This is a genomic window from Xenophilus arseniciresistens, from assembly GCF_028023875.1.
GTDB lineage: Bacteria > Pseudomonadota > Gammaproteobacteria > Burkholderiales > Burkholderiaceae_C > Xenophilus > Xenophilus arseniciresistens.
The window spans coordinates 309,685-332,034 of record NZ_JAQIPB010000006.1 but is presented as its reverse complement, the minus strand read 5'-3'; the positions used below and the strand labels follow the sequence as shown (position 1 = coordinate 332,034).

The following is a 22,350-nucleotide window of genomic DNA, read 5'->3' as shown; positions in this document are numbered from 1 at the left end:
GTGGCTGAAGCTTGATCGAAGGGCTGCGTGCTGATGCTGATTGCTTGGCATTACACGGCCTCGCTCAAGGTGCTGCGGCCCGCTCGCTTGCCGCGATCAGCACCCAGCGGCTGTTGGCATCACGCGGTTGGCCGTGTTCGCCTTCGGCCGCCTTGGCTTCTTCCGGAAGGCTCGTGCGCAGACGCATGGTGTCGACACCGCGGTTGATGAGGTAGCTGCGAACGGCGTTGGTGCGCTGCGCGTTGAGTTGGAGCGGGTCCTGCGCGCCGTCGGTGGCCTGTGCGTGGCTGATGTGGATCACAACCTCGGCCTCGGTCGCCTTGATGCGGGCGGCCAGCGCGTCCAGCGTGTCGTGGGCCTCGGGCTTGATGAAGGACTTGCCGGCCTCGAACAGCGCCTGCGCCTGCAGCACCGTGCGCGCGGGCAGCGGCGCAAGTTCGGGGGCCGGGGCGAACGAAGCCTTTTCGGCCTGCGCGGGCGCCGGGCCGCCGGCCGAGGCAAAGCCCAGGTTCGTCTCGTCGAACTTGAAGCGCAGGCGCAGGTAGGCGCCCTTGCTGGTGTATTCGTTGGCCGTGAGGTCCTTGTCATGCAGGCCGACGAAGTTGTAGCCCGCCGACAGCCACATGTTCTTGTAGACCTGATAGCCCAGCTCGACGCCGAAGGTCTTCTGCAGCCCGCCGCCCTTGCCCTGCAGCACCCCGCCCTGCACGCCGAAATCCCAGTCGGCGTTGATGTCCTGCGTGTAGCGCGCATGCAGCAGGTGCGCCCAGTAGCTGCTGTCCAGCATGCCGTCGTCGTAGCGGCTGACCTTGGCCGCATAGCGCGCGCTCAGCACGCGCCCGCGCGCGGGGTTGTAGTTCAGGTGGGCCGAGACGATGTCTGCGCTGCTCTTGCCGGGCAGGCTGGCGCCGTTGTCGGAACCGAACACGCGGCTGCCGTTCAGCGCGCCGGCCGCGTTGCCCGAACCCACCACCTCTTCGGAGCGGCGCTCGTAGCGCGCCAGCGCGTTCCAGGTGTCGGTGTCCACCGGGCGGTAGGCCACGCCGATCTGGTGGCGCTGCAGGTGGCGTTCGTTGCCCGCGTTCATGCCCTGCCCTTCGCTGTCGCTCACGATGCTGCGCGCCAGCAGGCTCCAGGCCGGGTCGATCTTGTAGCCGAAGCCTGCGCTCAACAGGCGCGTGTTGGCGTCGTCGCCGCGGCGGGCTTCGAACACGCCGCTGGCCTTGATCCGGTCGGTGAGGTATTCGATGCCGCTGGTCACAGCCGTGGATTCGCCCAGCCCGCCTGCATAGCCGGTGCCCGTGTTGCCGCTGTTGCTGTAGCCGCTCAGGTCGCGCGCATGCTCCACGCCGCCGGTCACGCGGATGTGTTCCGTCACTTTGAAGGTGTTGCGCACGCCGATGGCCGCCTGCACGGCGCGGCCGTCATCGGCGTCGGAGATGCGGTATTCGTTGTACACGCGCCCCCCCTCCATGTAGTTGCTCTCGATCCCGAGAATACCCACATTGTTGCGCTGCGCGCCGTTCAGGTCGTAGGGCCCGTACAGCGAAGAGATCAGTTCATAGCGGCCGTACACGCGCGTCTTGTCGCTCACGGCGTAGTTGCCGCCAATGGCCAGCACGCGCCGGCTGCTGTCCTTGACGTCCTGCTCGCCTTCGACGAAGACCTGGGCGTTGGGCACGCCGGGCACCTGCGTGGACAGCCGCGCGCGCACGGTGGTCTGGGTGTCCAGCTCGGCATTGTTGGCGGCGATGGCGGCGCCCAGCGCCGTGACGCTGTTGGCGCCGATGCTGCTGCCCATCTGGCCGTTGTAGCTGGAGATCTGCCCGTAGTCGAAGCCCGAGCCCGAGCCGAAGCCGCTGTTGCTCTGGCCGTGGCGCAGGCCGGCTTCCAGGGCCGTGCCCTCGCCCAGCTTCTTCTGCACGCTCAGGGTCGCGCCCTTGCGCGCTTTCTCCTCGATGGCGTCCTTGCTGTAGAGCACTTCAGCGCGCACCGCCAGAGTCGGGTCCACGCGGTATTCAGCGCGCGCCGAAGCCTCTGCATGGCCGCCCGCAAAGCTGGCGCCCGGGTTGTCGAATCCCTCGCTGGTCTTGGCCGCCAGCGCGACCACGGCCAGCTTCTCGTCCTGGTAGCGTGCTTCCACGCGCGCGCCATGGCCGTCGCCGTTCTCGTCGGTGCGGGTCTTGACCACTTCGGCCGCCACGGTCGTGTTCTCGCCGATGCGGGCGATGCCGGTGACGGCGCGCAGTTCGCGCCGGTTCTGCGGGTTGCGGTCGGTGCTGGCCACCACGCCCAGCTGCAGCGCGTCGGTGACCTTGACCTGCACGTCGGTGCCGGCGACGGTGAACTTCGGCCCGCCCGAATCCACTTCGTAGGTCACGCGGATCGACTGCGGGTTGAGGTTCGCATCGACCGAGGAGATCGGGTGCGTGAACAGGATGCGGCCCGTCAGCGGCTCGACCGTGTAGTCCACAAAGCGGGCAACGGGCGTGCGCTGGAGCACGATGTTGGGCTGGTTGCGGTCGCGCACCACGATCTCGATCTGTTCGCTGTTGTCGACGAACTCGCCGTTGCTGCTGTTCAGGTAGTAGGGGCCCGAGGTGCCCAGCGCGCGGAATTCCTCCACCTGCTGCGTCTGCGCGGTGCGCGATGCGTAGGTGGTCGCGCGCACGCGGTCGCTTTCGTAGACATGCTTGAGGCCCGTGAGCGAACGGTTGCTCTGGCTCAGGCTGCGCACTTCGGTGCTGCTGGTGGTGGTGAAGTCGCCGTACAGCAGGTAGGAGCGGTTCTTGTCGATGCGCACATACAGCTTCTGCGTGCTCTGGGCGTCAAAGCCCTTGAGCGAGGAGTCGCCGTAGATCGGATAGAACTCGTCGGGCCGGATGTCGCGGAACAGGCGGTCCTTCTGCGTCTTGTCGGAATCGTAGGCCGCCGTCAGCAGGTACTCGCCCTTGATCGTGCCCTTGAAGAAGAAGGCCGCGCGGCCGCTGGCGCGGCTGTTGCGCTTGTCGTCCTTCAGGCCGGAAAGCTCCGCCTCGAAGGCCGCGCCCGCGGGCATGGCGCCCAGCGGCAGCTTGCCGCGCTTGGTGAAGTCGAGCACGCCTTCGACGATGCCCACGCCGATCATCGGGCGCAGTTCGGGCAGCAGCGCAAGCCGCACTTCCTTGACCAGGTTGGCCGCAGACACGCGGATGCGCGCGTCGCCGGGCTCGCCGGGCGGCAGCAGGCGGAATTGCGCGGCGCCGCCTTCCATGAAGACCTGGGCGCCGGGCTCGTCGGGGTTCAGGTCCTCGTCCAGCCAGCGGCCGCGGTCGGCTTCCAGCGTGAGCTGGGTGCGGGCCGTGATGGGCACGCCGGCTGCATCGACCAGCCGCACCTTGATGAGCACGGGCGTGCGCAGGTCGGCATAGGCTGCTTCGGGCAGGTCGATCTCGACGGCCGAGAGCTTGTCGGGCGCGACGATGGTGATCTCCTGCGCCGTGCCGCGCACGTTGCCGAAGGGGTCCACCGCCTCGAGCTTGAGCTGGTTGGCGCCGGGCTTGAGCACCACGCCGATGTATTCCCAGGCCAGGAGTTTCTTGGACGGCAGCTGGGACTTCTTGCCCACGCGCCGCTCGTCCACCGCGCTGCCGTTGACGCTGAGCCTGAAGCCGCCGTCGGCGTTGCCCTTCACGCGCACGTTGATGGACTGGCCGGCCACGGTGTCCCGGTCCTTGAGCTCGATGAAGGCCAGCGCATTGCCCTCCATCTGGGGCAGCAGGTTTTCGAGCGGCACGGGGCCGGGCGCGGGCTGGGCCAGCAGGGGCTGGCCGCCCGGCTCCAGCATGGCGCCGCCCATGCCGATGGGCCGCACGGGCAACACGCCCACGCCGGTGGCCGAACCCGCCGTGGCCGATGCGGACTGGCCCGCCGTCGGCAGGCCGCCCAGCGGCTTGAACAGGCTGCCCGCGGGGATGGGCGTGGGCGTCGCGCTCAGCGGCATGCTGGCGTTGGGCTGGGTGCCGAGCGTGCCGCCGATGGTGCCGCCCACGCCGCCGACGAAGGTGCTGCTGTTGGTGGACGGAGCGGGCAGCGCGATCAGCGGTGCCGAAGTGGTCTGCACGATGCCCGTGCTGCCGCTGGCCAGGGCCTGGCCCGATGCGGGCATGCCGCGGCGGTCGCCCACCGGCAGCACCCGGCCCTCGGGGTCCAGCCGCAGGCGCACCTGGGCTTCGGCCTCGGTGTCGGGCTGGGCGGCAATCGCGGCGCGGCGCGCGGCCACTTCGTCGAGCACGGCCTTGTTGTCGCAGTTGTCGACGATGAAGTTGGCCTTGTGGAACTCGCCCTTCTTCAGGTCGACGAAGCGGCTTTCGGGCGCGCCCGCGTTGCGGTTGTCCAGCAGCGCCAGGCGTGCGCCCGCGGGCAGCGTGGTCTGGTCGACGCGCAGCACATGCGTCACGGGCTTGAGGCCATACAGGCTCCACTTGCCCTCGACGTCGGTGATGACGTGGGTGCCGTTTTCCAGGTACAGCCGCACGCCGGGCACGCCGATCTCGTCGGTGCCTTCCTGCCGGCCGTCGCGCTTGCAGTCCATGTAGACCTTGCCGAAGGCAAAGGCTTCGTCCGAGAAGACGCCGCCGGTCACGCGCACCTTCCAGCTCGCGAGGTTGGACTGCATGGGACCGGAGACGGCGCGGGCGCGGTTGATGGCGTCGCCTTCGGTGGGGGCGCCCACGCCGATGCGGGCGCGGTAGCGCACCATCGCCGACTGGTCGGGCGCGATGACCAGCGAGGGGAAGTTGAAGATCAGCCCCGGCCCGGCGCCGCCGGCCGGGTTGGGCACCACCTGGCCATTGAGCCGCGCGCTGTTGGCCACGTAGGCAAAGCCGGGCGGCAGCGAGTCGTTGAAGCTCACGCCCGTGACCGGGAAGCCAGTCTTGTTGGTGATGGTCAGCGCGTAGTCGATGAAGTCGCCGAACTCGGCCTGCCGCTTGCTGCCTTCCTTGCGCAGCACCAGCCCCAGCACGTTGCCCGGGTCGAGCGGAATGTGGTTGTGAACGGCCTCGCAGGCCGTGCCGTCGGGGTTGACCCCGGCACGCACCTGGAAGTGGTGCGTGGTGGGCTCGCCGTCCTTCGGCGCCAGCGCGTTGGGCACCACGGCGCCGCAACTGGAAAAGCTGCCGCCCGTGACCGGGATCAGCTGCGAAGGCGCCACGTAGCCGCTGCCCACGGGCGGCACGACGGACAGGCCGTAGGTGCACAGGCCGCTGACCGGCGGCGAGCGCAGGTAGAACTGGTAGGCGCCGTCGGCACCGGTGACCATCGACACGCTGCCGTTGGCGTTGAAGCTGTAGAGGCCGGTGTCGCTGCCGTGGATCTCGGCCGCGGTGATGGGGCCGCTGGCGCCACTGCTGCAGGACTGACGCACATAGGTCACCACGGCGCCGGCCACCGGCTGGCGGGTCACGGCGTTGTAGACCACGCCCTGCGGATCGATCAGCAGCACCTGGGTCGACGCAGCCGCTGCGGCCACCAGGGCGCTGGGCGTGACGTTGACGGTGTTCTGCTCGAAGGCGGCCGCCCAGGCCTTGTTGGTCAGCGTGACGCGGCTGCCGATGGCGCTGGGCTTTTCGGTCAGGCGGACCGTGAAGCGCGCGAGTTCGCTCTGGCCCGGGGCCAGCGCGCGGCTGCCGTCGGTCAGGCTCAGCACAATCTCGGTCGGCACCTGGTAGGGGTCATCGCTTTGCAGCTTGGCCCGGTCGCAGGTGGCGCGACCCGTGAAGCCCTTGGCCGCGACCAGCGCGCCGTTGGCCATGGTCGGCACGCCAACCAGCTCCCACGAAGCGACCTGCCCATCGGCCTTGTCCATCTCGAAGGTGCAGTTCAGGTTGTCGATGAGGCGCACATTGGGCGCCGGCACCGTCCCGGTGTTGCTGACCTTCAGCGTGTAGTCCAGCTCATAGACGCCCGGCGCGATGCGGCGCGGCACGGACACCTGCTTGCTCAGGGTCAGGGCCGGCAGCTGCGTGCTCACGGGCGTGGGCGAGGCGTTGTTGCCGGGGTTGCCGTCGCCGTCCGGATCCGGGTTGTCGCCGTTGACCGAGTCGTCGGTCGCCGCCGTCGGGCCGCCCGCAGAAAGCGCGCCGGTGGCCTTGGCCGTGTTGAGCAGCGGCACGCCACGGCCCGTGAAATTGATGCGCGCGTCGAACTCGATCACGATCTGCGCGCCCGGCGCGAGCACCGCGCCCGGAGCCAGCAGGTTCTGCGCGTCGGCGGTGCCCTTGAAGGCCGGGTTAACGGCCGGGGCCGTTGCGCCCGTCGTCCCCGATGACGTCAGCGCCAGCGACCCCGGCACGATGGTGTACTGGTTGGCCGCCGGCACTGCGGCCGCCACGTAGGTGCCGAACTGCGTGGCATCGGCCCCTTCCATCAGGTCGGTGGCCTGCACGCCGTAAAGCCATGAAGTGCCGTAGTTGCGCAGGCTCACCTTGAAGCGCACATTCGAGGTGCCGTCGGGCTGGCCGTCGGCACCGCGGTTGGGCCGCGGCACCGAAGCCGACTTGGCCACGCCCAGCCGCGCCTGGCTCAGCGGGATCACCACGGTGTTCGAAGGCACGGTGGCGGCCATCGTGCCGTCGTTGTAGTAGCCCTGCGCGGTGTTGCGGATGTCGCCACCCGCATCGGCCAGGACCTTCACGGCGAACTGCATCGCGATGGAGCCGTTGCGCACCACCGACTGGGGAATGCCAATGGCCACTTCGACCACCGATGCGTCGTCGGCATTCGTCCGGTAGCTGAAGGGCGCGTCCCCCGCAAGGCGGAACAGCCGCCTGGCGCCGGCCGCCGTGCTCTGCAAGGTGCCGGGGATGTACTGCGTGCCCGCCGGCACCAGGTCGCGCACCAGCACCAGCGCGGTGGAAGCGCCGTCCACCAGCAGCGGCGTGCCGGTGGGCGCGACGGTGTTGCTGGGCTGCGCATCCTGCGCGCCGATGTTGGAGCCCGTGACCGTGAAGTCGATGCGCGTCTGGCCCGGCAGCACGGGGCTGGGGTAGCTGGCCGATTTGACCAGCGTGAGCGCGGCGGCCGTGCCCACGTTGATCGTGTCGCGATTGGTGTCCGACAGCCTCTGCAGCGCGGTGGTGGCGCTCAGGCCCACGCAGGCCGCGCCCGCGGGCACATTGGGCACCGTGCCTTGCACCAGCAGCGAGACCGCTTCACCCGGCTGCAAGGTCAGCGCGCCTGCCGCATCCAGCACGACGGGCGGGTCGGCCGGATCGGCCACGCCGTTGTTGTTGGTGTCGCGCAGCACGCGCAGCGATGAGAGGTCCAGCGTGTCGGCAGCGCAGCCCGCGGCGTTGTTGAGCAGGCTGATGGTGTAGCTGGAAGCCACGTTGCCGGTGTTTGCCAGCAGGTGGCTCAGGGTGACGATGCTGCCGGGCGGGCGCGACACGGTCTGGTCCTGTGTCAGCACCAGCGCCTCCACGGGCAGAACCGTGGCGATCACCTCGTTGGAGTTGACGGTTTCCGTCTGTGCGATTCCGCCGGGGTTGTAGGTGGCGGTGGCAAAGCTGCGGATGACGGTGCCCGCGGGCACGGGCACGGCATGGGCGGCCATCGGCATGGCCAGCAGATGCGCCAGACCCATGGCGAACGCGAAGGCAAGCGCCCGCCGCGATCGCAGGCCGAAGCCTCTGAGCCAGGAAATCAACAACATGCCGATGGACCTTTGGATGCCCCCTGGGACAGGAGGCGGGAAAAACGCGGAACGAGCTTTCCTCTGCACCCTCCCGAAGGAAGGCGCAAACGAAAGAAAGCTGGCTGTGGAGCCAACACGGCGCCGACGGAACCTGAGGGTCCCGTCGGCGCTGGGTTCAGGACGTGAGGAACGTCACTGGTTGACCTTCACCGAGAAAGTCAGCGTGGCCGTGCCGCCGGGGGCCACGGTGTTGGCCGTGCTGCCGCAGGCCACGGTGGTGCCGGTCGAGCTGTAGGCCAGCGCGGTACCGGTCACGCCGGTGGAGACGCACTGGTTGCTCGGCTGCGGAGACGCCAAGGTGGTGTACGCAGGGACCGCATCGTTGATCGAGATGTTGGTCACCGGTGCCACGCCTTCGTTGGTCGCCACCACGCGATACACCAGGCATTCGCCGGGCTTGGCCGTCAGCGGAGCCGACGAGGTGGGGACTTCAGCGGCGTTGCAGTCCACGTCCAGGATCTGCGTCTTGACCAGACGCAGCTGGCCCGTGATGACCGTGGTCACATCGGTGGCCGTGGGCGTGCCGCACGAGGTGGCGCCTGCCGGGAAGGTCACCGTCACGGTGGCCGTGTCGACGGTGCCTGCCGTTGCGCCGCCCGGTGCGAACACCTTGACCAGCAGCTTCTGCTTGGCACCCACCGCCAGCGGGCCGGCAATGGGACCGGTCACCAGCGTGTCGCCGGCGTCGATCTGGCCGTCTTCGTTGACGTCGATGTACAGCGCCGTGGTCCAGCCGGCCGAGACATCACCCGCAGGCAGCGTGGCCGTGAAGGTGTAGGGGCCTGCACAGACCTGCGCGCCGGTGTTGGTCAGCGTGTGGGCATACACCACCGAGCCGCCGGGAGCGACCTGGCCGTTGTTGTTCGGCGTGAGGGTCGCGCCGTAGGTGTTGGCCGCAGTCACGTTCACCGCATCGGTCTTGGTGTCGATGGCCGTCACACCCGTGGAGGTGTTGATGGTCGATACCACGCGGAAGTAGATGTACTGGCCGGTGATGGGCGCTTGTGAAGCAGGCGGCGTCACGCAGGCGTCGACGGGCGTCTGGCCTCCGTTGGCGGCCACGTTCACGGTCGTGATCGCGGCACCTGCGCAACCCGTGCCGGCAGCCGAGAACTTCACCGTCCAGCCTGCGGGCAGGCTGCCGGGGAAGTTGTTGGTCTGGCTGGCCGCGAGGCTGTAGGTGTTGGCCGTGATGTCGTTGTTCTTGACGAACAGCGTGAAGACCGTACCGGTGCCTGCAGGCGTGGTGTTGGTCGTCGTCGGCTGCGGGCTCGGGCCCGTGCCCACGTCGCCGTTGGCCGTGCTGCCAGCGATGCCGTTGCCGGGCGCGGTGTTGGTCAGGTCAACCAGCACGCCGATCATGGCCGTCAGCACGTCCTGGGCAGCGTCGACCTTGGTGCTGTCGCCCGTGGAGGTACCGGTGACGATCGCGTTGAACGGACCCGTGGGCACCACCGTCGGCGAAGGCAGCGTGGCCGCCAGCACGACGTTGACGTTGCCGCCAGCCGCGATCGGGCCAGTGTCGACGATGCCGTCGCTGTTGTTGTCGATCAGCGGCGTGAGGCCGTCAGCAGCAAAGAACTTGAAGGTCGTGCCTGCAGGGAAGCCTTGCGTTGCCGCGCTGGCCGCTGCGAGGTTCACGATGTCGCTCGTGTTGCCGATGTTGAACACCGTCTGCGTGAACTTCACGACCGTGCCCGCGCCGGCGCTGGGCTGGGTGTTGGTATCCGCGGCGGTGCCGTTAGGCGTGCCGGCGGTGCCGTCCACCGAAGCGGTGGCCGTACCGGTTGCCGAACCCACCACGATGCCGAAGCTGCCGGTGACGGTGTAGGGCGACGGGTTGGTCGGCGAAGGCGGATAGGTCGTGGTGTCCGGCGGCGTGGTGGTGGTCGTGGTCGGCGGCACGGTGACCGGCACGTAGCTGGCCGTGTTGGTCGTCGTCGACGTGCCCACGGTGGCCGTGTCGTTGATCATCACCATGAAGCTGACGGTCTGCGTGACGTTGGGCGCCAGCGAAGCCACCACGAAGGACAGCGTGTTGCCGCTCGCCTGGAAGTCGATGCCAGTGGTGTCGCCACCCGAAGCGTCGGTCAGCGCGGTGCCCGGAGCACTGCTCCACACGGCGGAGCCCGGCACATAGGTCATGCCGGAGGGCAGCACGTCGCTCATGTAGAACGTACCGGCCGCGCCACCCGTGTTGTTGAAGCGCAGGGTGTAGGTGGTGTACGAACAGCCTGCTGCACCTGCAACCGCTGCGGTGGGCGTCAGTGCGCAGCTGGGTGCCGAGCGCTGGCCGGTCGTCGACGCGGCAGGCCAGGCGCCGCCAGCGACGGACGACGCAACCGCGGGTGCCGCGATGCTCTTGGTGGCACTGAAGGCCGCGACGTTGGTGAGGTTCACCTGGTCACGGTCAGCAGCCTGGGTGCTGGCATACGGAATGGCCGAAGGCACCGGCGATGCCGTGATGGTCGCCAGCGCAGGGAAGGTGCCAGCACCGTTGCTCGGGATGGTGTAGGCCACCACGAACGGGAAGGTGCCGTTGCTGCCAGCAACGGTTTGCGGCGGCACGACGCAGGTCGCGCCCGTGCTCGGCACGGAGCACAGCGGCGTCGTGTTGTCGGGCACGCCGTCGGCGTTGGCGTCGGCGAAGACTTCAACCTTCGAGAACTGGTTGGCGGCGGGGTTGGCCGGATCCACCACGATGTTGAAGGCGTCCGGACCGTTGCCGGTGTTGGTCAGCACGTGGGGCGCGTACACGGTGGTGCCGACCGCGCCGGTCTTGGTGTTGACCACGTTGGTGGTCACGCTGGTGTAGGTGTCCAGGTTGAAGGATCCCACCTGCTGCACCGTGGTCTGCACCAGGTTGGAGGTGGCGAGCTGGCTTGCGCCATTCGGGTCCAGGTAGGTGGCCGAGGCCTGGTTGCCGATGATGGTGTTGGCGGGTGGAGCCGCGGCGAAGGCCTGCGGGCTTCCGAGCAGGAAGCCCACTGTCAGCGCAGCGGCACCCGCCCAGAACGCGCGCGGCGCGAGGCCGCGGCGACGGGCTGGCAGGTTAGGGGTCACAGTCTTCTCCTAGGGGTGGTGGTCAAGAAACGGGGACAAAGGCTCCCCCAGCCGCCCACCAAACGGCGGGGCGGACATGTGCGGGGAATGGTTGGAGTGGAGGTGGCCGGGCGGGCGGTTCAGCGCTGGGTCTTAGCGCGACACGGGCTTGGCAGCCGGCGCGGCAGCGGCCACGGGTTGCGCGGGCGCAACCTCCTCGACCTTGGCGCGCGCGCTGACGACGGTCACCGCGTTCGCCTGCAGCTGACCCAGCGTCCAGCGCAGCGAGCGGTATTCGTTGTAGGGAACGGGTTCGGTCTTGCCATTGACCACCCGCGCCAGCGGTTCGGCGGCGAACTGCCCGTCTTTCGCCGCAGCCGCAACCTTGACGCGGTCCGGACCGGGCTGCGCCGTCTTGGGCAGGTATTCCAGGCCTTCGGGAATTGGCAGTTCGGCGACCAAACCAGTCACGGGTTTACCCGTCTTGTTTGTGTAAGTCGCCTGGTATTGAAGGATGTCGCCCGGCTTGACGGTATCGGCGGCGACCAGTTGCTCGCGGCCCTGCGCGTCTTTGACGACCTTTGATTGAACCAGGACGACTTCGACCTGCTTCTTGGCGGCGCTTTGGGCCGCAGGCGGGGCGAATTGCGCCTGGGCCGTGCCGGAAATTCCGGCAATTAACAATGTGGCAACAATTGCTGCTTTACGAAGGGCTGTGGTCATGGCGGCGGCTCCTGAACCAATGAATTGCGGGACATGAACATCCCGATCAACGGGATAAGGGTTGTTACCGATAGGCGCTTGCGGGAGGGCACTCCCTTGCGGCTGAAAAATACAAAGTGCCGTCATTCTCAAATACCAGAAGCGTCCTTTTTTGTGGTCCATAGCGTTACATGAGAAGACTGCCGAAAAGTTACGTGAACTTTTGCCCAACACAGGAAAGCACCTATCGCGCAACAATTCTTGTCAATGTCGCGCGCGAAAGCCATGGTTGAAAAATCACTCAAGCCATTGAATCTCCAAAAAAATCACATATGTAAAGGTTTGTGATTTGGTAATTAACGATTGATTGACAGTAAGAACAAGGTGTTCTTTTTCTAAGGGTGGTTCATGATTTGGAAGGCCTCCTTGTCCAGCGGCCAATGGGTGGGGCGCAGGGGCGGATGGCGGGCCGTGGCGCGCGCTTGCGCCCATCTGTCTACCCAGGTAACAGATCAATCAATCGTTTGATGTCGTGCTGTAATGCGGCACTCATGAGCACGACTGACTCTCCTCGCGCACCGGCCGGCCGTGGGCTTCGCGCGTCCCGCAGCGACGGCGCCGAGGCCCGGCAGCGGCTGCTGCTGTGCGCCCTGTCGCTGTTCGCCCAGAAGGGTTTCGCCAAGACTTCCACGCGCGAGATCGCGCAGGCGGCCGGCGCGAACATCGCGGCCATCAGCTACTACTTCGGCGACAAGGCCGGCCTGTACGCAGCCTGCTTCAACGAGCCGCTGTGCGGCGATGCGAATGATCTGGCGGCCCTGCAGGACGCCACCGACCTGCCCGCGAGGGAAGCCCTGCGCCTGTTCCTGTTGGCCTACGTGCAGCCGCTCAAGCAGGGCGAGATCATGCGCCAATGCACCCGACTGCACCTGCGCGAGATGCTCGAACCGACCAGCCAATGGGCCAAGGAGGTCGAGCGCGACATCAAGGGCCCGCACGGGGTGCTGGTGAACGTGCTGAGCCGACATCTGGGCGTGGCGCCCGACGACGACGTGCACCGGCTGGCCTTCGCAATCACGGGCCTGGCGCTGCAGCTGTTCGTGACCCACGATTTCATCGACGTGATCCGCCCTTCGCTGGTTCACGATGCAGCGGCGATCGACCGCTGGGCCGACCGCCTGGTGCGCTATGCCCACGCCCTGCTCGACGACGAGGTGCAGCGCCGCGCCGCATCGGCCCAGGCTGCTGCCTTCGCCTCTCCTGGCACCCCTCCTGCCGCCTCCCCGAAGCCTTCGCGCCGACGCGCCTCTTCGCCATGACTTCTCGCCCTGCCTTCTTCCTGTGGCGCCGTTACGCGCTGGCCGCCCTGCCGCTGGCCCTGAGCGCCTGCGGCCTCACGCGCCCGCCGGCGCAGATCGACACGCCCGTGCCGCCGGCCTGGCAGACACCCCTGCCCGATGCGGCAGCCACCCTGCCGCATGCGGGCTCGCAGGCCGCGCTGGCGCAGTGGTGGCAGGGCGCGGGCGATCCGCTGCTGACCGAACTGATCGAAGCAGCACAGGCCGCCAGCCCCAACCTCGCCAGCGCCGCCGCGCGCGTGAGCGAAGCCCGCGCCGCCCGCGTGCAGGCCGGCGCGGCGCTGCTGCCCAACCTGGACGGCTCGCTCACGGCCAGCCGCGGCAACAGCATGAGCGCCTCAGGCGGGCTGGGCGGCGGCGTGGGCAGCACGGGCACCAGCGCCACGGGGGGCGCCGGCAGCTCGCTGCCGGCCATCACCACCTTGCAGGCCGGCCTCCAGGCGGGCTGGGAAATCGACCTCTTCGGCGGCCTGCGCGCCAGCCGCGATGCGGCCAGCGCGCGGCTCGACGCCAGCCAGGCGCAATGGCATGAGGCGCGGGTGTCGGTGGCGGCCGAAACCGCCAATGGCTACTTCGCCGAACGCGCCTGCTCGCGCCAGTTGGCGGTGGCCGAAAGCGATGCCGCCTCGCGGCGCGAAAGCGCACGCCTGACGCAGCTTTCGGCCGATGCCGGCTTCACGGCCCCTGCCGATGCGGCCCTGGCGCGCGCGGGTGCCGCCGATGCGGGCGCGCGGCTGACGCAGCAGCGCACCCAGTGCGCGCTGCTGCGCCAGAGCCTGGTGGCGCTCACGGGCCTGGAGGCCGGCGCGCTGGCCCGCAGGCTGGATGCCGCCCCCGTGCAACTGGCGCTGCCGGCCCTGCACCCGGTGGACAGCGTGCCGGCCCGCGTGCTCGCCCAGCGCCCCGACGTGTTCGCAGCCGAGCAGGCCGTGGCCGCCGCCAGCGCCGAAGTAGGCTCGGCCCAGGCGCAGCGCTACCCGCGGCTGACGCTGGGCGGCAACATCGGCCGGCTGCAGCTTCGCAGCGGCGAGTTCCGCCAGACGCTGGACACCTGGAGCGTGGGCCCGGTCTCGCTCACCGCGCCGATCTTCGATGGCGGCACGCGCCGCGCCAACGCCGAGGCTGCGCAGGCCCGCTACGACGAAGCCGCGAGCCAGTACCGCGCGAAGGTGCGCCAGGCCGTGCGCGAAGTGGAGGAAGCCCTGCTCAAGCTGCAGGACACCGATGCCCGCGCGGCCGACGCCGACACGGCCGTAGCCGGCTACGACGCCGCATTGCGCGCCGCGCAGACGCGCTACGACAGCGGGCTGGCCAGCCAGTTCGAGCTGGAGGACGCGCGCCGCACGCTCTTCGCAGCCCAGACTGCGCGCGTGGCGCTGCAGCGCGAGCGCGCCGAAGCCTGGGTGCTGCTGTACCGCGCCGTGGGCGGCGGTTGGCAGCGCGAAGGCCAGGCCGTCGCGTCGACCGGCGCCGCAGCCCCCTCATCCCCCACATCCTCCTCGTCCCCTTCTACCGAGCCAGCCCAGGCGCCCCGCCGCTGAAAGCCCGCCAGAGACTCTTTTCTTCACGCACCATGACTTCCAAGAAACGTCTCGTCCTGATCCTCCTTGCCGTGGCCGTCCTCGTGCTGGCCGCCCTGGCCTTCCTCAAGGGGCGCGGCGGCCCGGAACCGGCCGACAAGGCCCAGAGCGCGGGCGGCACGCCGGCTGCCGATGCGGCACGCCCTGCGCTGACCGTGCGCGTGGCCCGGCCCACGACCGCGCAGTTGCCCATCACGCTGGCGGCCAACGGCAACGTCGCGGCCTGGCAGGAAGCCAGCGTGGGCTCCGAATCGAACGGCCTGCGCCTGGCCGAGGTGCGCGTGAACGTGGGCGACCGCGTGAAGAAGGGCCAGGTGCTCGCGCTGTTCTCGCCCGAGACGGTCAATGCCGACGTGGCGCAGGCCCGCGCCTCGCTGGCCGAGGCCCGCGCCAGCGCCGCCGATGCCGCCGGCAACGCCGCGCGCGCGCGCACGCTGGCCCAGACTGGTGCCATGAGCCAGCAGCAGATCAACCAGTACCAGACCACCGAGCAGACGGCCAGGGCGCGCGTGGAAGCTGCCGAGGCCGTGCTGGCCGCCCAGCAGGTGCGCGGACGCAACACGCAGGTGCTGGCGCCCGATGACGGCGTGATCTCCTCGCGCACGGCCACGGTGGGCAGCGTGGTGGGCGCAGGCACCGAGCTGTTCAAGCTGATCCGCCAGGGCCGCCTGGAATGGCGCGCCGAAGTGGGTTCTGCCGAGCTGGGCCAACTCAGCGTGGGCCTGCCCGCCACCGTCACCGCGCCCGGCGGCGGACAGGTTCAGGGCAAGCTGCGCAGCATCGCGCCCACGGTCGATCCGCAGACGCGCAATGCGCTTGTCTACGTCGATCTGCCGGGCCTGATGCAGAGCGAAGGCGCCCTGCGCGCGGGCATGTTCGCGCGCGGCGAGTTCCTGATTGGCCAGAGCGAGGCGCTCACCGTCCCGCAGGTGGCGGTGGTGCCGCGCGACGGCTTCAACACCGTGATGGTGCTGCAGGACGACCAGCGCGTGCGGCTCACGCGCGTGCAGGCCGGGCGCCGCATCGGCGATCGCATCGAGGTCAAGGGCGAGCAGTTCGGACCCGATTCGCAGGTGGTGGTGGAAGGCGCAGGCTTTCTCAACGACGGCGACCTGGTGCGCGTGGCCGAGGCCGCAGCCCAGCCCGGCCAGCCTGCCCCGTCCCCCGCGCCTGCGGCACCGGCCGCCACCCCGGCCCGCTGAATGTGCGCCGCCGCATGCCGCTGTTGTCTCTTTTGTTCTGAAGGCGCCCGCCCATGAACCTCTCTTCCTGGTCGATCAAGAACCCCATCCCGGCGGCGATGATCTTCGTGCTGCTCACCTTGGCGGGCCTGTTCTCCTTCAAGCAGATGAAGGTGCAGAACTTCCCCGACATGGACCTGCCGGTGGTGATCGTCACCGCCGCGCTGCCCGGCGCCTCGCCCGCGCAGCTTGAAAACGACGTGGCCCGCAAGGTCGAGAACGCCATCGCCACCTTGCAGGGCCTCAAGCACGTCACCACCACCCTGACCGACGGCTCGGCCACCATCGCGGCCGAGTTCGTGCTCGAGAAGCCGATCCAGGAGGCCGTCGACGACGTGCGCTCGGCCGTGAGCCGCGTGCGCTCGGACATGCCGGCCGACCTGCGCGATCCCATCGTCACCAAGCTGGACCTGGCTTCGCAGCCCATCCTGGCCTTCGCCATCCATTCAGACCGGATGGACGACGAGGCCCTGTCCTGGTTCGTGGACGACACCATCGCACGCCGGCTCATGGCCGTGCCCGGCGTGGGCGCGGTCAACCGCGTGGGCGGCGCGGCGCGCGAGATCCGCGTGGCCCTTGACCCAGCCCGGCTCCAGGCACTGGGCGCCACGGCGGCCGATGTGTCGCGCCAGCTGCGCCAGGTGCAGCAGGAAAGCGCGGGCGGGCGCACCGACCTGGGCCACACCGAGCAGCCGGTGCGCACCATCGCCACCGTGGCCTCGGCCGACGAGCTGCGGCGCATGCAGATTCCGCTGGCCGACGGGCGCCGCATTGCGCTGGCTGACGTGGCCAGCATCGAGGACACGGTGGCCGAGCAGCGCGCCGCCGCGCTGCTCAACGGCAAGCAGGTGGTGGGCTTCGAAGTGGCCCGCAGCCGCGGCGCCAGCGAAGTTGAAGTGGGCGGGGGCGTGGAGAAGGCCCTGGCCCAGTTGCAGAAGGACTTCCCGCACATCCAGCTCACGCGCACGCTGGACTTCGTGAAGATCGCGGCCGAGGAATACGACGCCTCGATGAAGCTGTTGTACGAGGGCGCCCTCCTCGCCGTGCTGGTGGTGTGGCTGTTCCTGCGCGACTGGCGTGCCACCATCGTCTCGGCCGTGGCGCTGCCGCTGTCGGTGATCCCGGCCTTCATCGGCATGTACCTGCTGGGCTTCTCGATCAACATCATCACGCTGCTGGCCCTGTCGCTGGTGGTGGGCATCCTGGTCGACGATGCCATCGTGGAGGTGGAGAACATCGTGCGCCACCTGCGCATGGGCAAGAGCCCCTACCAGGCGGCGATGGAAGCGGCCGACGAGATCGGCCTGGCCGTGATCGCGACCACCTTCACGCTGATCGCGGTGTTCCTGCCCACGGCCTTCATGAGCGGCGTGGTCGGCAAGTTCTTCAAGCAGTTCGGCTGGACCGCCTCGCTCGCGGTCTTTGCCTCGCTGGTGGTGGCGCGGCTGCTCACACCCATGATGGCGGCCTACATGCTCAAGCCGCTGGTCACGCACGACGACAAGGACCCGGGCTGGCTCGCCATCTACATGCGCTGGGTCAAGGCCTGCCTGCACCACCGGGTGCTCACCATGGTGGGCGCCACTGTGTTCTTCTTCGCCTCGCTGGCCATGATCCCGCTGCTGCCCTCGGGCTTCATCCCGCCCGACGACAACGTGCAGACCCAGGTGCGCGTGGAGCTGCCGCCGGGCACCAAGCTGCAGCAGACCATGGAAGCGGCCGAGCGCGTGCGCCAGCGCCTGCTCAAGATCGACCACATCCACGACATCTACACTGCCATCGGCGCGGGCAGCGCGGGGGCCGATCCGTTCTCGGGCAACTTCGTGGAATCGCGCAAGGCCACGCTCACGCTGCAGCTCTCGCCGCGCGGCGAACGGCCCAAGAAGCAGGTGATCGAAGCCCAGATCCGCGAGGCCCTTCAGGACCTGCCGGGCGCGCGCTTCGGTGTGGGTCTGGGCGGCTCCAACGACAAGTACGTGCTGGCCCTGTCCAGCCAGGACCCGCACGCGCTGCGCCAGGCCGCCACGGCCGTGGAGCGCGAACTGCGCACGCTGCCGGGCATCGGCAACGTCACCTCGCTGGCCAGCCTGGTGCGGCCCGAGATCGTGGTGCGCCCCGACTTCGCGCGTGCCGCCGACCTGGGCGTGACCAGCGCGGCCATTGCCGACACCCTGCGCGTGGCCACGATGGGCGACTACGACAACAACCTGCCCAAGCTGAACCTGGCCGAGCGCCAGGTGCCGATCATGGTGCGCCTGGCCGACGACGCGCGCGAAGACCTGGCGCAGCTGGAACGCCTGACGGTGCCGGGCAGCCGGGGCCCGGTGCGCCTGGGCGAAGTGGCCAGCTTCGAGCTGGCGGGCGGGCCGGCCGTGATCAGCCGCTACGACCGCGCGCGCAACATGAACTTCGAGATCGAGCTGGGCTCGCGCGGCCTGAGCGACCTGACCGAAGCCGTGCGCCAGCTGCCCTCGGTCAAGGCGCTGCCGGCCAGCGTGCGCATCATCGACATCGGCGACGCCGAGGCCATGGGCGAGCTGTTCACGGGCTTCGGCCTGGCCATGCTCACGGGCATCCTGTGCATCTACATCGTGCTGGTGCTGCTGTTCAAGGACTTCCTGCAGCCGGCCACCATCCTGGCCGCGCTGCCGCTGTCGCTGGGCGGCGCCTTCGTGGGCCTCCTGATCGCCAACAAGAGCTTCTCCATGCCTTCGCTCATCGGGCTGATCATGCTCATGGGCATCGCGACCAAGAACTCGATCCTGCTTGTGGAGTACGCCATCGTGGCGCGGCGCGACCACGGCCTGAGCCGCTGGGACGCGCTGCTGGACGCCTGCCACAAGCGCGCGCGCCCCATCATCATGACCACGCTGGCCATGGGCGCGGGCATGCTGCCCATCGCCATCGGCTGGGGCGCGGCCGACGCGAGCTTCCGCTCGCCCATGGCCACGGCCGTGATCGGCGGCCTCATCACCTCCACGGTGCTGAGCCTGCTGGTGGTGCCCGCGGTGTTCACCTATGTGGACGACTTCGAGCATTGGCTCAGGCGCCAGTTCGGCCGCCTGCGCCGCCAGCCGCCAGCCGCCCAGACCGCCGCCCTGCCCCCAGCGGCCCGGCCGCCCCGGCATGAAGGTTGAAGCTGCGCGCCGTGCGCCTACCGCGGCTGCGGCCGAAGGCGCACAACGCCCGCGTGCGCGCCGGCGCATGCTGAAGGCATGAGCTTCCAGCACTTGCATCCACTTCTGGCGACGGCGGCCCTGGCGCTACTGCCGGTGCTGGCCACGCCCACGGCGCGGGCGCAGGTCGGCACGGCTGCGCAGCAGCGCTACGAGCAGCAGATCGCGCGCTGCAACCGCGCCGGCCTGCCCGCGCCGCAGCGCCAGGCCTGTGTGCGCGGCGCCGGCCAGCAGCTGGACCGCGCCACCAGCGGCGGCGCGCCTCTGCAGGCTCCCCAACGCTCGGCCGACGGGCGCGCCGAAGTGATGGCGCCACCGCGTCCGCCCAGCGCGCCCATGCCGCCCAGCGGGCCGCAGTTCGTGCCTTCACCGGATGGCCGCGCGGTGCTGGGCCTGCCGCCCCCGGGGGATCGGCTGGAACGGCCCTGAGGTCGCGAGCCCGCTGTGCCGCCTACTCGGGCTCAATCCCCGCAGCCTTGATCAGTTGCCCCCAGCGCGCGGAGTCCTTGTCGATCAGCGCCTTGAGCGACTGCGGCGTGCCCGGAAACGGCAGCGCATACATCCGGGCAAGGTACTCCTGCATGCCGGGGCTGCGCACGATGCCGTCTGCGGTTTCCGCGAGTCTGGCAACCACGGGCTGGGGCGTTCTGGCCGGCGCGAACAGCGCCAGCCAGGCGGTGAACTCGTAGCCCGGCAGGCCGGCTTCGGTCATGGTCGGCAGCTCTGGGATGGCCGGCACGCGCTGGGCCGAGGTGACGGCCAGCGCCTTCACCTTGCCGCCCTGCCACTGCGCCACGCCCAGGCCCGCATCGGTCACCAGGAAATGCAACTGGCCGCTCACGAGGTCGGTGATGGCCTGCGCCGAGGTCTTGTACGGGATGTGGACGGCGTCGATGCCGGCCATCTGGCGGAAGGCCTCGGAGGCCACGCGGCCGGTGGCGCTGGAGCTGCCGTAGTTCAGCTTGCCGGGCTGCTGCCTGGCCAGTGCCATCAGCTCGCGCAGGCTGTTGACGTTCAAGGTCGGCGAGACCACCAGCACCTGGGGAATGGTCGCCAGCGTGGTGATCGGCGCGAAGTCGGCCACCGGGTCGTAGGGAATGCTCTTGAACAGGTGGACGTTGGCCGCGTGCGTGGAGTTGGCGCCGAACAGCAGCGTATAGCCATCAGGCTGCGCGCGTGCAACGTAGGAGGCCGCAACGCCGCCCAGCGCGCCCTGCTTCGCTTCGACGATGAAGGGCTGGCCCAGCGCATCGCGCAGGCGCTCGCCCAGGTAGCGCGCCATCATGTCGTAGGCATTGCCAGGGCCGAAGGGCACGATGATGCTCACCGTGCGCGTGGGATAGGCCTGCGCATGCGCGTGGCCAAGCGGCGCGAGGGTGGCCGCGAGCGCAGAGCCCAGCAGCGTGCGGCGGCGCATGTTCGAGCGGTGGGGATCGTCGTTCGTCAAGGGCCTCTCCTCGGTGGGTCGCGTCACAGGTAGCCGTGCTCGCGGTAGTAGCGCTCGGCGCCAGGATGCAGCGGCGCATCCACGTCGTGCGGCATGCGCTTCGGGTCGATGGGATAGGTGAGCGGACTCTGATGCACCGGCATGTGGCGAAAGCGCGCCTCGAACTCGGCGCGCTCTTCCACCATCACGGCCGTGACGCGGTAGGCGACATCGTCGGGCATGTCGTCGCGGCACAGCACGCCCCAGTTCGACCAGTCCAGGCAGGGCACGTCCTGATCGTTGCGCAGGCGCCCCTTCTCGATCACGGCGGGCCTGAGGCCGTACTCGCCGGTGAGGGTCTGCATGGCCTCGGGCTCGATGGGGATGAAGTTCATCGGAAACTGCGCCACCAGCTCGCTCCAGTTCGAGACCATGATGGCCTCGTTGAACACCGCGTTGCAGTGGCCGGCCTGCGCGGCCTTCAGCGTTGCGCGCGGGTTCTCATGCTCGAAGTACGAGCCGCCCCACTTCACGATGTCCATCGGATCGATGCCGTGGGCCCGGAAGATCAGGTCGATCACGTAGCTGCAAAGGCAATCGTTGTCGCGCGGGGGCATGGCGATGTGCAGGGCGGGCTTTTTCTCGCGGATGTCCGCGAAGGAGCGGATGCCCGTCTCGGCGCGCACCGCCAGCGTGAGCCGGTCGTCCTGCGGCAGGTGACCCAGGGTGCGCAGGTTGGGGAAGGCGCGGTTGGCATAGAAGTGCTTCCCTTCGCGCGCCCAGCGCACGCCGATGTGGATGGGCGTGGTCACCGAGAGGTCGGCTTCGCCCATGCCCACGAGCTCGACGCTGTCGCGGTAGGCGCTGCCGGTGCGGATGTTGAACTTCGACAGCGGTGCCGAGCGCCAGCGCAGGTGCGCCGAAACCCAGCCCCAGATGGTGTGGAAGTTGGCCGTGCCCCAGTCGCCGACCATCGTGAGATCGAGGCGCGCGCCCTTGTCTTGCTGTGTCATCGTGCTGCTCAGTGTGAAGGTTGTTCAGTCGATCTTGATGCCGGCCGCCTTGATCACCGCAGCGTAGCGCGACAGGTCGGCGGCCATGTCCTCGCGCAGCTGCGCGGGCGTGCCCGGTGTGGCTTCGATGCCCAGCGTGCGCAGCTTCTCGCGCGCCTCGGGGTCATTGAGCACCGCATTGAGCTCGGTGTTCAGGCGCGCCGCCACCTCGGGCGGCAGGCCGGCGGGCGCCAGCAGCGCGACCCACGAATCCACCACGTAGTCCGGCACGCCCGCTTCGGCGAAGGTCGGCACCTCCGGCAGCGCCGACGAGCGCCTGGCGCTGGAGACCGCAATGGCGCGCACCTTGCCGTTCTTCACGAAGCCATGGGCACCCGCCACGGCGGTGTAGACCAGCGGAATCTGCCCACCCACCACATCGGTCAGCGCCTGGCCGCCGCCCTTGTACGGCACATGCGTGAGCTTCGCGCCGGTCTTCATCTTCAGCAGTTCGCCCGCGATGTGCGGCGTACCGCCCGTGCCCGATGTGCCGTAGGCATAGCCGCCGGCGCTGGTCTTCGAGGACTCGATCAGCTCGGCCGCAGTCTTGACCGGCAGGGCCGGGTTGGCCACCAGCAGCAGCGTTGCGTTGCCGATCTTGCCGATGGGCGTGAAGTCCTTGAGCGTGTCGAAGGGCACCTTGGCGAACACATGGGGGTTGATGACCATGGTGCCGTCGAAGCCCAGCACCAGCGTGTAGCCGTCGGCCGGCGCATCCTTCGCCAGCGCCATGCCGATGTTGCCGGACGCGCCGGGCTTGTTGTCCACCAGCACCTGCTGGCCCAGGCGCCGGCCGAGGAAGTCGGCGACCACGCGCCCGCTCGTGTCGGTCACGCCGCCGGGGGTGAAGGGCACGATCAGGCGGATGGGCTTGGTGGGCTGCCAGGTGGGTTGCCCTGTGGCCTGTGCGCGGGCCGCAGGCGCGGGCAGCGCACAGGCAATGGCGACTGCGCCCAGTACGGCCAGCCAGCTTCGGCGTGATTGGATAGGTTGCATGCTTGTCTCGTCCTCGTTTTCGTTGTGGGCATGGAGCGGAAA

11 protein-coding genes are annotated in these 22,350 nt (G+C 69.2%); 5 read left to right on the top strand and 6 right to left on the bottom strand.

Features of this window, described 5'->3' with window-relative positions:
- Window positions 1-64: 64 nt before the first annotated feature.
- From PGB34_RS14330 to PGB34_RS14320, 3 genes are all read right to left on the bottom strand, one after another.
- Complete coding sequence (locus tag PGB34_RS14330; RefSeq protein WP_271428761.1) at window positions 65-7,624, bottom strand: OmpA family protein; 7,560 nt, start codon at window positions 7,622-7,624, stop codon at window positions 65-67.
- 243 nt (window positions 7,625-7,867) lie between these two features.
- Entirely contained in the window at window positions 7,868-10,798 is a 2,931-nt protein-coding gene (locus tag PGB34_RS14325; RefSeq protein ID WP_271428760.1) for a hypothetical protein, read from the bottom strand.
- Window positions 10,799-10,930: 132 nt separating this feature from the next.
- The gene (locus PGB34_RS14320) at window positions 10,931-11,500 is read right to left on the bottom strand and encodes a hypothetical protein (RefSeq protein ID WP_271428759.1); all 570 of its coding nucleotides are present in this window, start codon (window positions 11,498-11,500) and stop codon (window positions 10,931-10,933) included.
- 530 nt (window positions 11,501-12,030) lie between these two features.
- On the opposite strand from PGB34_RS14320, the gene PGB34_RS14315 reads away from it, so the two are divergent.
- From PGB34_RS14315 to PGB34_RS14295, 5 genes are all read left to right on the top strand, one after another.
- Entirely contained in the window at window positions 12,031-12,798 is a 768-nt protein-coding gene (locus tag PGB34_RS14315; RefSeq protein WP_271428758.1) for a CerR family C-terminal domain-containing protein, read from the top strand.
- A complete protein-coding gene (locus tag PGB34_RS14310; RefSeq protein ID WP_271428757.1) occupies window positions 12,795-14,378 on the top strand; it encodes an efflux transporter outer membrane subunit in 1,584 nt (527 codons plus the stop codon). The genes PGB34_RS14315 and PGB34_RS14310 overlap by 4 nt, the downstream gene beginning before the upstream one ends.
- A 32-nt stretch (window positions 14,379-14,410) precedes the next feature.
- Entirely contained in the window at window positions 14,411-15,619 is a 1,209-nt protein-coding gene (locus PGB34_RS14305; RefSeq protein WP_271428756.1) for an efflux RND transporter periplasmic adaptor subunit, read from the top strand.
- Window positions 15,620-15,672: 53 nt separating this feature from the next.
- Window positions 15,673-18,795, top strand: coding sequence for an efflux RND transporter permease subunit (locus PGB34_RS14300; protein ID WP_271428755.1), 3,123 nt, complete (start codon window positions 15,673-15,675; stop codon window positions 18,793-18,795).
- 78 nt (window positions 18,796-18,873) lie between these two features.
- The gene (locus tag PGB34_RS14295) at window positions 18,874-19,263 is read left to right on the top strand and encodes a hypothetical protein (RefSeq protein ID WP_271428754.1); all 390 of its coding nucleotides are present in this window, start codon (window positions 18,874-18,876) and stop codon (window positions 19,261-19,263) included.
- Window positions 19,264-19,285: 22 nt separating this feature from the next.
- Here PGB34_RS14295 and PGB34_RS14290 read toward each other — a convergent pair whose 3' ends face one another.
- Genes PGB34_RS14290 through PGB34_RS14280 form a run of 3 tightly spaced genes read right to left on the bottom strand, consistent with a single transcriptional unit; the run spans window position 19,286 to window position 22,308 of the window.
- Window positions 19,286-20,281, bottom strand: coding sequence for a Bug family tripartite tricarboxylate transporter substrate binding protein (locus tag PGB34_RS14290; protein WP_271428753.1), 996 nt, complete (start codon window positions 20,279-20,281; stop codon window positions 19,286-19,288).
- Between the two features lie 23 nt (window positions 20,282-20,304).
- Complete coding sequence (locus PGB34_RS14285) at window positions 20,305-21,273, bottom strand: TAXI family TRAP transporter solute-binding subunit (protein ID WP_271428752.1); 969 nt, start codon at window positions 21,271-21,273, stop codon at window positions 20,305-20,307.
- Window positions 21,274-21,297: 24 nt separating this feature from the next.
- Window positions 21,298-22,308, bottom strand: a complete 1,011-nt coding sequence (locus tag PGB34_RS14280; protein WP_271428751.1) for a Bug family tripartite tricarboxylate transporter substrate binding protein — start codon at window positions 22,306-22,308, stop codon at window positions 21,298-21,300.
- Window positions 22,309-22,350: the final 42 nt, after the last annotated feature.

Coding starts and splice junctions, on each gene's coding strand:
- PGB34_RS14330 (WP_271428761.1), bottom strand. CDS start 7,624: ATGGGTCTGGCGCATCTGCTGGCCATGCCGATGGCCGCCCATGCCGTG.
- PGB34_RS14320 (WP_271428759.1), bottom strand. CDS start 11,500: ATGACCACAGCCCTTCGTAAAGCAGCAATTGTTGCCACATTGTTAATT.
- PGB34_RS14315 (WP_271428758.1), top strand. CDS start 12,031: ATGAGCACGACTGACTCTCCTCGCGCACCGGCCGGCCGTGGGCTTCGC.
- PGB34_RS14310 (WP_271428757.1), top strand. CDS start 12,795: ATGACTTCTCGCCCTGCCTTCTTCCTGTGGCGCCGTTACGCGCTGGCC.
- PGB34_RS14305 (WP_271428756.1), top strand. CDS start 14,411: ATGACTTCCAAGAAACGTCTCGTCCTGATCCTCCTTGCCGTGGCCGTC.
- PGB34_RS14300 (WP_271428755.1), top strand. CDS start 15,673: ATGAACCTCTCTTCCTGGTCGATCAAGAACCCCATCCCGGCGGCGATG.
- PGB34_RS14295 (WP_271428754.1), top strand. CDS start 18,874: ATGAGCTTCCAGCACTTGCATCCACTTCTGGCGACGGCGGCCCTGGCG.
- PGB34_RS14285 (WP_271428752.1), bottom strand. CDS start 21,273: ATGACACAGCAAGACAAGGGCGCGCGCCTCGATCTCACGATGGTCGGC.
- PGB34_RS14280 (WP_271428751.1), bottom strand. CDS start 22,308: ATGCAACCTATCCAATCACGCCGAAGCTGGCTGGCCGTACTGGGCGCA.